General features: G+C 67.5%; 16 protein-coding genes. 8 read left to right on the top strand and 8 right to left on the bottom strand.

All coding sequences use genetic code 11. The features are described 5' to 3' along the window. Nucleotide 1: 1 nt before the first annotated feature. Nucleotides 2-679: a CDP-diacylglycerol--glycerol-3-phosphate 3-phosphatidyltransferase gene (gene pgsA, locus ON43_RS22000; RefSeq protein WP_040810522.1), complete on the bottom strand. Its 678-nt coding sequence runs from the start codon at nucleotides 677-679 to the stop codon at nucleotides 2-4. A 120-nt stretch (nucleotides 680-799) separates the two neighbouring features. Here pgsA and ON43_RS22005 point away from each other — a divergent pair, with 120 nt between their 5' ends. Next, complete coding sequence (locus ON43_RS22005) at nucleotides 800-1,342, top strand: amino-acid N-acetyltransferase (protein WP_051178899.1); 543 nt, start codon at nucleotides 800-802, stop codon at nucleotides 1,340-1,342. A 40-nt stretch (nucleotides 1,343-1,382) separates the two neighbouring features. After that, complete coding sequence (locus tag ON43_RS22010) at nucleotides 1,383-1,667, top strand: YciI family protein (RefSeq protein WP_040810343.1); 285 nt, start codon at nucleotides 1,383-1,385, stop codon at nucleotides 1,665-1,667. A gap of 157 nt (nucleotides 1,668-1,824) precedes the next feature. Here the strand turns inward: ON43_RS22010 and ON43_RS22015 are convergent, their stop codons facing one another. Further along, complete coding sequence (locus ON43_RS22015; protein WP_040810345.1) at nucleotides 1,825-2,946, bottom strand: Gfo/Idh/MocA family protein; 1,122 nt, start codon at nucleotides 2,944-2,946, stop codon at nucleotides 1,825-1,827. 107 nt (nucleotides 2,947-3,053) lie between these two features. On the opposite strand from ON43_RS22015, the gene ON43_RS22020 reads away from it, so the two are divergent. The 3 genes from ON43_RS22020 (at nucleotide 3,054) to ON43_RS22030 (ending at nucleotide 5,381) form a co-directional block, all read left to right on the top strand. After that, nucleotides 3,054-3,647, top strand: coding sequence for a TetR/AcrR family transcriptional regulator (locus ON43_RS22020; protein ID WP_051178900.1), 594 nt, complete (start codon nucleotides 3,054-3,056; stop codon nucleotides 3,645-3,647). Between the two features lie 134 nt (nucleotides 3,648-3,781). Next, nucleotides 3,782-4,939, top strand: a complete 1,158-nt coding sequence (locus ON43_RS22025) for an asparaginase (RefSeq protein WP_040810347.1) — start codon at nucleotides 3,782-3,784, stop codon at nucleotides 4,937-4,939. Nucleotides 4,940-4,949: 10 nt separating this feature from the next. After that, nucleotides 4,950-5,381: a TIGR03668 family PPOX class F420-dependent oxidoreductase gene (locus ON43_RS22030; protein WP_040810349.1), complete on the top strand. Its 432-nt coding sequence runs from the start codon at nucleotides 4,950-4,952 to the stop codon at nucleotides 5,379-5,381. Between the two features lie 9 nt (nucleotides 5,382-5,390). On the opposite strand, the gene ON43_RS22035 is transcribed toward ON43_RS22030, so the two are convergent. Genes ON43_RS22035 through ON43_RS22045 form a run of 3 tightly spaced genes read right to left on the bottom strand, consistent with a single transcriptional unit; the run spans nucleotide 5,391 to nucleotide 7,701 of the window. Further along, nucleotides 5,391-5,876: an FKBP-type peptidyl-prolyl cis-trans isomerase gene (locus tag ON43_RS22035; RefSeq protein ID WP_040810350.1), complete on the bottom strand. Its 486-nt coding sequence runs from the start codon at nucleotides 5,874-5,876 to the stop codon at nucleotides 5,391-5,393. Further along, the gene (locus ON43_RS22040; protein WP_051178901.1) at nucleotides 5,860-7,197 is read right to left on the bottom strand and encodes a glycosyltransferase 87 family protein; all 1,338 of its coding nucleotides are present in this window, start codon (nucleotides 7,195-7,197) and stop codon (nucleotides 5,860-5,862) included. The genes ON43_RS22035 and ON43_RS22040 overlap by 17 nt, the downstream gene beginning before the upstream one ends. 51 nt (nucleotides 7,198-7,248) lie before the next feature. Then, nucleotides 7,249-7,701, bottom strand: coding sequence for an MTB12 C-terminal domain-containing protein (locus tag ON43_RS22045; RefSeq protein WP_157514138.1), 453 nt, complete (start codon nucleotides 7,699-7,701; stop codon nucleotides 7,249-7,251). Nucleotides 7,702-7,868: 167 nt separating this feature from the next. On the opposite strand from ON43_RS22045, the gene ON43_RS22050 reads away from it, so the two are divergent. After that, entirely contained in the window at nucleotides 7,869-8,123 is a 255-nt protein-coding gene (locus ON43_RS22050) for a hypothetical protein (RefSeq protein ID WP_040810353.1), read from the top strand. Nucleotides 8,124-8,145: 22 nt separating this feature from the next. After that, nucleotides 8,146-9,147: a Gfo/Idh/MocA family protein gene (locus tag ON43_RS22055; RefSeq protein WP_040810355.1), complete on the top strand. Its 1,002-nt coding sequence runs from the start codon at nucleotides 8,146-8,148 to the stop codon at nucleotides 9,145-9,147. Here ON43_RS22055 and ON43_RS22060 read toward each other — a convergent pair. The 3 genes from ON43_RS22060 to ON43_RS22070 form a co-directional block, all read right to left on the bottom strand. Beyond that, a complete protein-coding gene (locus ON43_RS22060) occupies nucleotides 9,144-9,419 on the bottom strand; it encodes a hypothetical protein (protein ID WP_040810356.1) in 276 nt (91 codons plus the stop codon). The two genes, ON43_RS22055 and ON43_RS22060, sit on opposite strands and share 4 nt — an antisense overlap. Then, nucleotides 9,416-10,531, bottom strand: a complete 1,116-nt coding sequence (locus ON43_RS22065; protein WP_040810358.1) for a hypothetical protein — start codon at nucleotides 10,529-10,531, stop codon at nucleotides 9,416-9,418. Before ON43_RS22065 ends, ON43_RS22060 begins: the two co-directional genes overlap by 4 nt. Before the next feature lie 122 nt (nucleotides 10,532-10,653). Next, a complete protein-coding gene (locus ON43_RS22070; protein ID WP_040810360.1) occupies nucleotides 10,654-11,709 on the bottom strand; it encodes a ParB/Srx family N-terminal domain-containing protein in 1,056 nt (351 codons plus the stop codon). Nucleotides 11,710-11,871: 162 nt separating this feature from the next. Between ON43_RS22070 and ON43_RS22075 the strand changes: the two genes are divergently transcribed. Further along, entirely contained in the window at nucleotides 11,872-12,444 is a 573-nt protein-coding gene (locus ON43_RS22075) for a dihydrofolate reductase family protein (protein ID WP_040810362.1), read from the top strand. Nucleotides 12,445-12,489 lie beyond the last annotated feature (45 nt).

Below are 12,489 nucleotides of genomic sequence, written 5' to 3' on the forward strand. Positions count from 1 at the left end.
ATCAGGACGCACGGGAACCGCCCGGCGAGCCGAACCACAGGCGAGCCGCCTGCACGACGTAATCCAGACCGGTGACGACGGTCAGCACCACCGCGAGATACATCAAGTCCATTCCGGCCGAAGCGAATCCGCCCGACAGCGGCAGCAACAGCACAGCAATGGCGACGGACTGCACCAGCGTCTTGAGCTTGCCGCCCCGGCCCGCGGGAATGACACCGCGCCGGACCACGGCGAGCCGCAGCAGGGTGATGCCCAGTTCGCGGGCCACGATGACCAGCGTGATCCACCACGGCAGATCGTGCAGCATCGAAAGCCCGATCAGCGCGGCGCCGATGAGCGCCTTGTCGGCGATCGGATCCGCGAGCTTGCCGAAGTCGGTGACCAGGCCGTATTTCCGAGCCAGCTGCCCGTCGATGCGGTCGGTGATGGCGGCGATGCCGAACAGTCCGGCCGCGATCCAGCGCCATTCGGTGTCGTGCCCGCCGTGGGCGAACAAGGCCATCAGGAACAGCGGAACGATCAGGATGCGCAGGATGGTCAGGATATTCGCGATGTTCATCAGCGGTACCGCCGCGGGTTCCACGACCGCCTCGGGCCGGGGTGCTGAGATGTAGCCCGGGGTTGCCGCCGGACCGGCTTCCGCCCAGCGACCCTCGATCTCGTCACGCTGCACAGTCACCAGAGCCCCCACCGGCCGTCGCGGCGGCCATGATTCCCCGGCCATGCCGGTATGCGGGGCGACTGGATGTGTGACACACCGACAAGCCTATCGGTAGGTGGGCCGACTACTGTGCACCCCATGACAACACGGGCACCAGACAGCGGTTCAGTCGGCGGGCAGGCGGCAATCGTGCCGACCGTCCGCCGAGCGCGAACCTCTGACGTGCCCGAGATCAAGAAGCTCATCGACATCTACGCCGGCCGGATCCTGCTCGAGAAGAACCTGGTCACGCTGTACGAGGCGGTGCAGGAGTTCTGGGTCGCCGAGCGCGACGGCGTGATCCTGGGCTGCGGTGCGCTGCACGTGCTGTGGGCCGATCTGGGCGAGGTGCGCACGGTCGCGGTGCATCCGGATATCAAGGGCACCGGGGCGGGGCGGCTGCTGGTCGAGCAGCTGATCGCGGTCGCGCGGGAACTGCAGCTCAAGCGGCTGTTCGTGCTGACCTTCGAGGTGGATTTCTTCGCCCGGCACGGGTTCGTGGAGATCGAGGGCACGCCGGTCACCGCCGAGGTGTACGCCGAGATGTGCCGGTCCTACGACACCGGTGTCGCCGAATTCCTGGATCTGTCCTACGTCAAGCCGAACACGCTCGGGAATACCCGAATGCTGTTGACGCTCTGATACTTCCGAACCCATACCGAGTTAGAGGGAGCTCTCGCCCATGGCAGTCTTCGCCGTCCACTACGTCTACTCCGACGCCACCGCGCCCGCGCGCGACATCCACCGCCCCGAGCACCGCGGCTGGCTCAACGACCTGGTCGCCCAGGGCACCGTCCTGACCAGCGGCCCGTACCCGGACGGCTCCGGCGCCCTCATCCTGGTCAAGGCCGACTCCCTCGACGCCGTGACCAAGCTCTTCGAGGACGACCCGTTCAACCGCGAGGGCCTGCTCACCGACAAGCGCATCATCGAATGGCTCCCGACCATGGGCGCCTTCACCTCCTAACCGATCCCACATGCGTTGAGCCCCACCCGGCGAATCCTGGTGGGGCTCTTCCGTGTCGGAGGCCCACTCCGTCATTCCGGCGCGCTTTTTGGCCGGAATCCACCCGAACTGCTGTGGATCCCGGCCAAAAGCATGCCGGGATGACGGGGAGAAGCGGTCAGGCAGGGATCGACTGACGGGCGCCGATGTCGGCGCTGCGGCGGATGGCGTCGAGGACGCGGTGCATGCGCAGGCCCGTGTCGAAGGTGGGGACGGTGTGGTCGCCGGTGCGGATGTCTTCGGCGAGGCGGGCGTAGAGGCGGGCAACGTTGCGGGATTCGACGGGGAGGTCGGCGATGGGCGCGGGGTCGGCGGGGGTGAGGTCCTGCCAGGTGGCGCCGCGGGAGGCCAGCAGTTTCAGGTCGCTCATCTGGATGCCGCCTGCGTGCAGGCCGGGCGCGCCGGTGGCGGTGTCGTTGGCCAGGACGAGATCGCCTTCGGTGCCGGAGATTTCGATGCGGGTGTGGGCGTTGGTGATCTTCGCGTCGTGCAGATGGGCCGACACCACCAGGCCGTCGATCGTGCGGGCGTTCAGGAGCAGATGATCGGGGCTCGTCACGGGTAGCCGCTCCCCCGTTTCGGCGACGACGTTGTGCGCATTGCGAATTGCCAGGTCGGCCGATACCTCGGCGAGGTCTCCGAGGAGGAACTGCACCGGGTCGAGGGTGTGACCACCGGCCACCTCCAGGAGCCCGGCGGCATTCTCACGGTCGAGAGTGTAGGCCGCCCACTGCGGGATGCGACCGCCCGCGCCCTTGCCGCGCGAGGAGTAGACGGTGGTCGAAACCGGTTCGCCCACATAGCCTTCCGCGAGTAGCTGCCGGGCACGCAGCACCGCCGGGGCGAAGCGAGCCTGCAGCCCGACGACGTGATGACCGGATGCGACGGCCGCTTCGGCGACGATGGCCTCGGCCTCGGAAGTGGTTCGGGTGAGGGGCCATTCGGAGTAGACGTGTTTGCCCGCGGCGAGGGCGGCGCGGATGAGGGCGGCGTGGGCGGGGACCTTCACGGTGATGACGACCAGGTCGACGTCGGGGTGGGAGGCCAGGGCGGTGGCGTCGGTGAAGGCGTGGTCGGCTCCGAAGTCGCGGGCGGCTTGTTCGGCGCTTTCGCGGCGGCTGGTGCCGACCGCGGTCAGTTCGACGTCCGGGAGCGCGCGCAGGGCCGGGATGTGGGCGCGGGAGGCCCAGCCGCGGTCGGGGCTCGCGCCGATGATTCCCACTCGGATGCGGTCGGACATCGCTCAACTCCTTCGCGCTGAAATTCTTCACTAACCGGACTCAGTCGGTCCGTTTTTGAAGCTAGCCAAGCGGACCCAGAAAGTCCACTTTTGCTAGAGTCCAGGTCATGACCGCCGTCGACCGCCTCCTGGCCCGCGAATCCGGGCCGACGCCGCGCGCCGACGCGCGCCGGAATCTGGAACGGCTGGTTGCCGCGGCGCGTTCTGCCGTCACCGAGGTCGGGGTGAACGTGACAGCGCAAGAGGTCGCGCAGCGCGCCGGGGTGGGCAAAGGGACTTTCTATCGCCGCGTGCCCTCACTCGACGTATTGCTGCAAGCCGTCCTGGAAGAAGTCCTCGACGAAGGCATCGCAGTCGCCGACCGGGCACTCGAAAACCCCGATCCCTGGCAGGGATTCACCGAATTCGCCGCCGCCTACGTGGGTTTGCGCAAGGAAAGCTGTGGCGTGAACGAGGCCCTCGGCGGCGCCGGGAGCTGCGATCTGGAGCGCTGCCTGGGCGACCTGCGCGAGCGGTTGCGCGAATTGGTCGCGCGGGCACAGGAAAACGGCTCGATGCGGTCCGACATCACCTGGCAGGAAGTGGCCTTCGTGCTGGCCGGAGTGGCCACCGACGATCACACGATCGGATTGACCGCCGCACCCGATCAATGGCAGCGCAATCTGCGCATCGTTCTGGACGGCCTCGGCACCCGAGGCTGATCGACCCTTTACGATCTTGATAGCAGGACATTTGCCTCTGCATTGCTAGACCGCGATTCGGGAATTATCGGTAGCCGGAACATCCAACTGGGAGGCTCCTGCGCGCCCGCGACAGGACCCGAAAGGACATCGCAATGGCGCGAAAATCCCTGCTCCGCTTGGCCGGTCTGGCCGTCGGCGCGGCACTCATCGTCACCGGCTGTAGTGGCAATTCCGGCGATTCCGCCAAGGACACCTCCACACCCCCGGCCACCTCCCAGGCCGCCACCGGCAAGACCGATGACGCGTCGAAGCCGGTCCCCGGCGCCCTGCCGCGCATTGCCATCCTGGCCACCGGCGGCACCATCGCCGGCAAGGCCAATGCCAATTCGGCGGTCGGCTACACCGCGGGCGAGGCCACCGCGCAGGATCTGATCGACGCGGTCCCCGGTCTCGACAAGATCGCGCAGCTCAGCGCCGAGCAGATCTCCAATATCGGCAGCCAGGACATGAACGAAGACGTCTGGGTGAAGCTGGGCAATCGGATCAACGAGCTGTTCGCCGACAACAAGGTCGACGGTGTGGTGGTCACCCACGGCACCGACACCATCGAGGAGACCGCGTTCTTCCTCGACAATGTCGTCTCCAGCGAGAAGCCGGTCGTGCTGGTCGGTTCCATGCGGCCCTCGACCGCCCTGAGCGCCGACGGGCCGGCCAATCTGCGCTCGGCCGTGCAGGTCGCCGCCGCTCCGGAGGCGCGCGGGCGCGGCACGATGGTCGTGCTCAACGACACCATTCACAGCGCCAACGACGTCACCAAGACCAATACCACCAGCGTGCAGACCTTCAAGTCGCCCAATACCGGTCCGGTCGGCTATGTCGACGCCGCGTCGGTCACCTTCGTGCAACCGGCCGCGCAGCAGAGGCATTCGCACTTCCCGGTCCCCGGCGGCACTCCCCTGCCCCGCGTGGACATCGTGTACTCGCACGCGGGCATGAACGCCGACCAGGTGAACGACGCCCTCGGCCACGGCGCGAAGGGTCTCGTTTTGGCCGGTGTCGGCGACGGCAATACCGCCAAGCCCGTGGTGGACGCGCTGTCCAAGGCGGCGAAGAGCGGTGTGGTCGTGGTTCGTTCGAGCCGCGTCGGTTCCGGCGAGACGGTCCGCAATGCCGAACTCAATGACGACGAGCTGGGCACCTCGGCCTCGCTCTACCTGAATCCGGGCAAGTCGCGGGTGCTGGTCCAGTTGCTGCTGGCCAACGGCATCACCGATCCGGCCAAGGTGCAGCAGGAATTCAAGGACCGCTAGCGTCTAGTCCGTGCGATCGGACCGTTCCACCGCCCTGTCCCGCTTCCGCGCCGCGCGCGTGGCCCGCCTGGCCACCGCCGACGCGGCCGGGCAGCCCCACCTGGTCCCCGTCACGTTCGCCGTATCCCCCACGGACACAACGCTGTTCGTGGTCATCGCCATCGACCACAAGCCCAAGTCCACGACCGATCTGCGGCGGCTGCGCAATATCGCTGACAATCCGCGAGTCTCGCTACTGGCCGACCACTACGACGACGACTGGACACAGCTGTGGTGGGCCCGGCTCGATGGCAGAGCCGAAATCCTCACCGCCCCGGCCGATCTCGCCGATCCGCTGATCTGGCTGAAAACCAAATACGACCAGTACCGCATCGACTCACCGACCGGTCCGGTCATCCGGATCGCGGTGGAGTCGGTGCGAGGCTGGTCTTATTCGGCGTAACGCGGTGGCTCAGTGCTCGTGGTCGTCGTCGCCGTGCGGGTGGCCGTGGGCCAGCTCGTCCTCGGTGGCATCGCGGATGTCGATCACCTTGACCTTGAAGTGCAGCCGCTGCCCGGCCAGCGGGTGGTTGGCGTCGATGGTGACCTCGTCGCCGTCGACCGCGCGCACCACGACGATCTGCGATTCGCCGTCCGGCGCCTCGGCCTCGAACTCCATGCCGACCTCGAGCTCGTCGACGCCGTCGAAGGCCGCGCGGTCCACGGTGCTCACCAGTTCGACCAGGTAGTCGCCGTAGCCCTCCTCGGGCTCCACGACGACCTCGATCTCGTCGCCGGGCTGCTTGCCGTCGAGCGCCTTCTCCAGGCCCTCGACAATGTTCTCGGCGCCGTGCAGGTAGACGAGCGGCTCGTCGCCGACGGACGTGTCCAGCACCTCGCCGTCGTCGTCGGTCAAGGTGTATTCGATGGAAACAACCTTGTCAGCGGCAATCGACATGGTGGTTGGCCTTTCGCAGAGGGATGCGTACCGGGCCAATGTATCGCCTGAGGACGACGCAGCTCGTCACCACCTGCACCAGCACGTAGCAGCCCGCATAGGTCGGCACGGTCAGATAGGCGAACCACACGGAATTGTCCGCGCGCGGCAGCATGAACAGGCCGATGCCGATCGGATGCGGTGAGTTCTCGAAGGGCGGCCGGTCGGAGAAGGTCCACCACCAGCTGAAGGCGACGAGCACCAGGGCCGCCGGGGCGAGCCAGGCCCAGCGGGTGGAGGCGGTGCGGGCGTAGTGCCAGGCGAGAATCAGCAAGGGCATGAACCAGACCCAGTGGTGGCCCCAGGAGAACGGTGAGGCGCACGCGGCGGTCATGCCGGTGATGGTGATGGCCAGCAGCTCGCGGCCGGTGCGGTGGGCCATGGTCGCGGCGGCCAGCCCGAGCGCGACGACCGGCAGCAAGGCCAGCAGCCACAGCCAGGTCGGCGGCTGGAACACCGACGCGTCCGACAGGTAGCGGCGGACGTCGAAGAACCGCAGTAGTTGCGCGACAAGGCCGTTCACCGACTGATTGCCCGGTGAATCGACCGCCCCGACCCGCCCGGCAGCGGTGACCTGGCCACGCCAATACGAGTAGGCGTCATGGGGTCGCAGCGCGAAGCCCATTGCGATGGTCGCCGCGAAGGCCCCCGACGCGATGCCGAGGCTGCGCCACTGCCGCGTGCAGGCGAGGTAGAGCAGGAAGAACGCGGGCGTCAGCTTGATTCCGGCGGCGATGCCGACACCCACGCCGCGCAGTCGCGCCGAGGGCGGACGGGTGAGATCCCAGACGATCAGCAGGACCAGCAGCACATTGATCTGCCCGAGCCAGATGGTGGTGCGCACCGGTTCGAGCACGGTACAGATCACCGCCAGCAACGCAGCAAAAGCCCACGTGCGCAACGTATTCCGATACTTCAGCACCAGCAGGCAGCGCACGGCGAGCGCCACCAGCGCCACCATGGTCACCAACGACCACAGCATCTTCGCCTTGACCAGTGAGATCACCGTGAGCGGCACGAAGACCAGCGCCGCGAACGGCGTGTAAGTGAACTCCATCCCGAACACGACCGGCCCGTCGTAGAGCCCGGTCCGCTCCCGGAACACCTCCCCGCCCGCGCGATAGACCTCGAGGTCGAGCCCGTTGTGGAACAGGCCGTAGTAGGGATTGCCGATCGGGATCGCGAACACGTGCCACAGCACCGCGGCCACCGCGAGCAGCGCGCCCACGAGCAGCATCCGATCGGTCACCGCGGATTCGGCGTCCCGGACGTCAGGTCGCACGCTGTCACGTTCACCGGTGAACTCTTTAGCCCCCGCAACCATCCGCCTACCCTAACCGTCACACGCCGCGGGCACGCCACCTTCGATGCGGAGCAGATCGCAGAAGGTAGCCGAGGCCACCTTCCACGTGCCGTCGATCTCGACGGCGGCCCCATGCCGATTGGGCAGCAATGGAATCCCGTGCTTCTTGATGGTGAACGTCACCGCCGCGCGGCCGGGTCCATCCCCGGTCACCGACGAGACATCGGCCGTCGCCCCACCGGCGATCGACGAATGCGCCTGATGCTCCAGCGTTTCCGTGAACGCCTGCCCGTTCTCCAGCAGCGCCGTCTTCTGATCGACCGGCAGCGAGCTGTCGAAGAACCGCTCGAACGTGCTGGTGACGGCCTTGACCTCGGTGTCCGGCGTCTTGCCGTCCGAGGTCGTCTCCCCATTGCCGCACCCTGCGACCAGCACCGGCGCCGCGCACGCCACCACCAGCCACGCCACACGTCGATCGACCATCGCGGTCAGTCCTCCTTCGGAGCTCGGATCCGACGAGTACAGCACATCGGTCGCTGGACATTAGCCGACCGCGCCCGAGGTGTCCGACACGCCAGGCAACTCGTTTCACTCCGGCCACAGCGGGCACCCCGCATGCGGAAGCCATCGCCAGCCGAGGGAGATTTCCGATGCCCGAAAGCCGCGCTCTACGCGTCACACAATCCCAAACCCCGGACACCGTCCTCGACGGCGTCGACTGGCCGGGGCCGACCCTGCTGCTGGCCGGCGTCGCCCTGCTGGCCTGGACCGTGAGCGACCTCGACGACGGCGGCCGGCTGGTCGCCGGTGCGGCGGCGACGCTGCTCGTCGTGATCGTGGGACTGGTGTGGATCACCGTCGAGCACTTGCGTTTTCGCGCTCGCCAGGACGAAGACAGCGGGTGATCGGGGGCGGTAGGGTCGCGGAATGAGCGACGATACGCACGGCCGGATTCGGATCGGGATTCTCGGTGCGGCGAATATTGCCCCGCAGGCGCTGATCGGACCGGCCGGGCGGAATCCCGAGGTCGAGGTGACCGCGATCGCGGCACGGGATCGGGTGCGGGCGCAGGAGTTCGCGCGCAAGCACGGGATCGGGCAGGTCTACGACAGTTACCAGGCGCTGGTCGAGGCGCCCGACCTCGACGCGGTGTACATCCCGCTGCCGAACGGACTGCACGGGCGCTGGATCCGGGCGGCACTGGCGGCCGGGAAGCATGTGCTGTGCGAGAAGCCGTTCACCGCCGATGCCGCGGAGGCGCGCGAGATCGCCAAACTGGCCGAGGACTCGGATCGGGTGGTGATGGAGGCGTTCCACTACCGCTATCACCCATTGACCCGGGAGGCCGAGAAGATCCTGGCGACAGGCGAATTGGGCAAGCTGGTACGGGTCGAGACCGCACTCTGCTTCCCGCTGCCCAAGTTCGCCGATATCCGCTACAACTACGAACTGGCCGGTGGTGCGCTCATGGACGCGGGCTGCTACGCCGTGCATATGGCCCGCACCTTCGGAGGCGAAGAGCCGGAGGTGATTTCGGCGCGGGCCAAGCTGCGCGATCCGCGCATCGATCGCGCCATGTCGGCGGAACTGCGGTTCCCCTCGGGTCATACCGGGCGGATCCGCTGCTCGATGTGGTCGTCGGATCTGGTGCGGATCTCGGCCACGATCACCGGTGAGCGGGGCAGCCTGCGGCTGTTCAATCCGGTGGTGCCGCAGATGGGTCATGTGATGGCGTTGCGCACCGAATCCGGGCGCAGTCTGCGGACTTTCAGCCGCCGCCCCTCCTACGACTATCAGCTCGATGCCTTCGCGGGGGCGGTGCTGCGCGGCGAGCCGATCCTCACCACGGCGGGTGACGCGGTCTCGAACATGAGCGTCATCGACGATATCTACCAGGCCGCGGGGCTGCCGCTGCGGCAGCCGAGCTAATCCTGTTGGCGCAGAAGGTAGGTGACCCCGCGCACCACCAGGCGGTAGGCCAGCACCGCGGGGACGACGACCAGCAGCGCCAGGCGTAAGACCATGACCGCGGCGGCGACGGCCAGATAACCCGCGCCCACCCCATCCGGGGAACCGTATCCGTGTCGTGCCGACAGCGCCGCCAGGACCGGGCGTAGCGCGAGGTACAGCACGGTCAGCAGCAACGGGATTCGCAGCAGTCGCCATACTGCGCGCAGCCGGGGATCGTCGGGCAGCCTCATCGCGCCACCTCCGGTCCGGAGGTGAGGAACGCCAACAGCAGCGCATTGCCGATCGCGCCACCGTTGGCGAAGCGCACGCGATTCCCGCTGCGCAGCGGCAGGCCGAACAGATCCACGGTGCGGTACAGCCGCGTGAAGAGCTCGCGATGACCGAAGGCGCGGGCCGGGGCGAGCGCGAATCCGCTGGCCGACACCGAGATTCCGAGAATGACGGGGCCGCTGTCGATATCCCCGACGCCGTCGGAACCGCCGCCGTACTCGTGGATCGCGCCGAACCCGAGCACACTGCGCTCCTGACGGAACGCGCCGTCGGCCAGTTCCTCGGCCAGTGCCCGGTTCGCGAAACCCGCGAAATACGCAGCGAATCCGGTGCCCGAGGCGCGCGGGGCGTCGTGGGGACGCCCGTCGATGCCCATGCGCTGCCACACCAGCCCGGTGTCCCGATCGATCTGCACCCCGCGCACCCGCTCGGCCCAGTGCGTCAGCACAGCAGAGTGATCCACGCCGGTCGCCCGGCCGTGCACCGCGATCGCGGCGGCGACTGCCGCCACATCGGTCGGATAGGCCTCGCCGGGCATGGTGTCGATCAGTCCCGTCGGCGACGCCAGCAGCCGCCGCTCGAACGAGGCGACCAGCGAATCCTGTTGGGCCGCAAGCGCTGCCGGGAATGACGGATCGACCAGGCGCGCCATCCCGAGCGCGAGCGCCGGATACGACAGGTACGCATGCCCGTTCGGGCTGTCCGGCACCGTGACCCCGTCCTCCCCGTGCCAGGTGCCGGTGAACACGCTGTACATCTCGGGCCGCAGGCTCTTGGCCGCCGCGCGAGTCGCGATGGGGGCGTAGCGATCCCGCCACTCGGGGTGGGCCAGTGAAACCTGCGCCAGCCCCAAGGCCGTCATCTGGTGGGCGAGCAACCCCCACATGCCGTCGATCTCCCCGCCCGCGCCGCTCGCGCGCCGCCGATCGTCGGCGTCCTCGAAGGCCACGAGCTCCTCCGCGAGCCCGTGCACCCGCGCCGAATCCCCGTCGAACCACGCGTCGGCGTCCCGCCCGCACCACCAGCGCGGCACCGACCCCACCACCGTGACCACGGCCACCACCCCGGCCATGATCGCGAAACCCCGTCTATACCTGCGTGATCGACGCTCCGCGTCGGTCGGACTCCCCATCCCCCGAACCTACCGACAGATCACCGGGTGGCACACCGGCCGGTGTGCCACCCGGACGGACCTCAGCGACCGTTGCGCAGGCGGTATTCGATGGCGTACGCCAGCTTGCCGGGCTTGGCGTCGGAGTAGGGCTTGGCCAGCTTGCCGAATTCGCCCTTGGTCTCGTCGGCTCCGCCGTTCCAGGCGGTGAGCGCGCCCAGTTCACCGGCCGTCTTGCCCTCGGCCACCGCGGCGTTCGCGCCCAGGCCGACCTGCTTCTCGGTGACGGTCTTCACCGTGGCCAGGTAGGCGGCGAAGTCGTTGCGATTCCAGTCGGCGCCGACCTTCGTATCGCGCATCCATTCGCCCCAGTAGAACTCCTGGAACGGAATGGTGCCGACGGTGTAGCCGATGTCGCGGGCGAAGTACATGACGCTGCGGTACTTGTCATCGGCGAAGTTGGCCAGGCCCAACGCCTTCGGCAGCTGATGCTCGTTCACGGCATTGCCGTTCACGTCCTTCAGCCACACCCAGCCGTTCTGCTTCATGGTGTCCCAGAACTTGGCCTCCGGCAGCGAGCTCAGATTGCCGAGAACGCGCAGCCGCACATGGGTGTCCGCGCCGCCGTCCGGGGTCTCGAAGAACGAGGTGAGGGTGTGATGGCCGTCGGTCAGGTACAGCTTGCCCTGCGGGCCGATCACCACGGTCTTCATGGCCGCGACACTGTCCGCGGTCTCGCTGCCGATCGCCAGCTTGCAGGTGAACGACGCCGAATCCACCAGGCGCGCACCCGGATTCACCGATGCGGCACTGCCCTGCCCATTGGCCTCGCACCAGTCGTCGAACTTCTTGTTCACCGTGTCCTTGCCGAGCGTGTAGCGCCCCAGCTTGTAGAACACCTCGTCATAGCCCAACGACGGCTGGGTGGCCAGCACATCACCGATTCGCACGTCGACCAGATCATCGGTCTTGGCGCAGAAGTACTGCGCCCCGGGCGTATCGCGCTGATCGTGCCCGCACATATCCGGGCGCTGCCCCGGCTCCCCCGGCGCCGCCCAACCGACGGCACTGCTCAACGCCATCAGCGTCCCCGCCAGAGCGGCAGCCCACCGCGCCCGCCCACCGATCGTCTTGCTCATGAATCCTCGAATCACAGGTGAAACAAATCGGCCCACAGTGACGACCCCCGATGACCACACGACAATCTCCCAGCGGCCACCCCCTGTTCTCCCAGCCAATTTTTCATGAACAACCAGGTCATAGGATGAGCCCGTCCGAATCACATCGAACGGGAGAAATTCGTGCGTACTTTGATCAGCTCCGCCTTCGTGTCACTCGACGGCGTTGTGGAGGGACCGGGTGGGGAGCCCGGGTACCGCAATTCCGGGTGGACGTTCAAGGACATCGAGTTCGTGCCCGAGGCTTATGAGATCAAGGGGCGGGAGCAGGACGAGGCGACCGCGATGCTGCTGGGGCGGGTCAGCTATGCGGCGTTCAGCCCGGTGTGGCCGGACATGGAGGATTTCGCCGGGTACAAGGTGATGCCGAAGTACGTTGTGTCCACCACGCTGTCGGATGCGGATCTGGTGTCGAACTGGGGTGAGACCACGATTCTGCGGTCGGTCGACGAGGTGGCCGCGCTCAAGGAGACCGAGGGTGGGCCGATCATCATTCACGGCAGCGCCTCGCTGAATCGGAGCCTGTCCGACGCGGGCCTGATCGACCGCTACCACCTGCTGGTCTTCCCGCTGCTGCTCGGCGCGGGCAAGCGGCTGTTCAGCGATACCGACAAGGATGCGCAGAAGCTGAAGCTGGTCGAGTTCGAGACCTACTCCAACGGCGTTCAGAAGCAGGTCTTCGACGTCGTCCGGTGACGTGGAAACAGTCTGCCGGGCAGCGGTTTTCGCCGACCGGCAGAC

The organism is Nocardia concava NBRC 100430 (assembly GCF_000308815.1).
Taxonomy (GTDB): Bacteria; Actinomycetota; Actinomycetes; order Mycobacteriales; family Mycobacteriaceae; genus Nocardia; species Nocardia concava.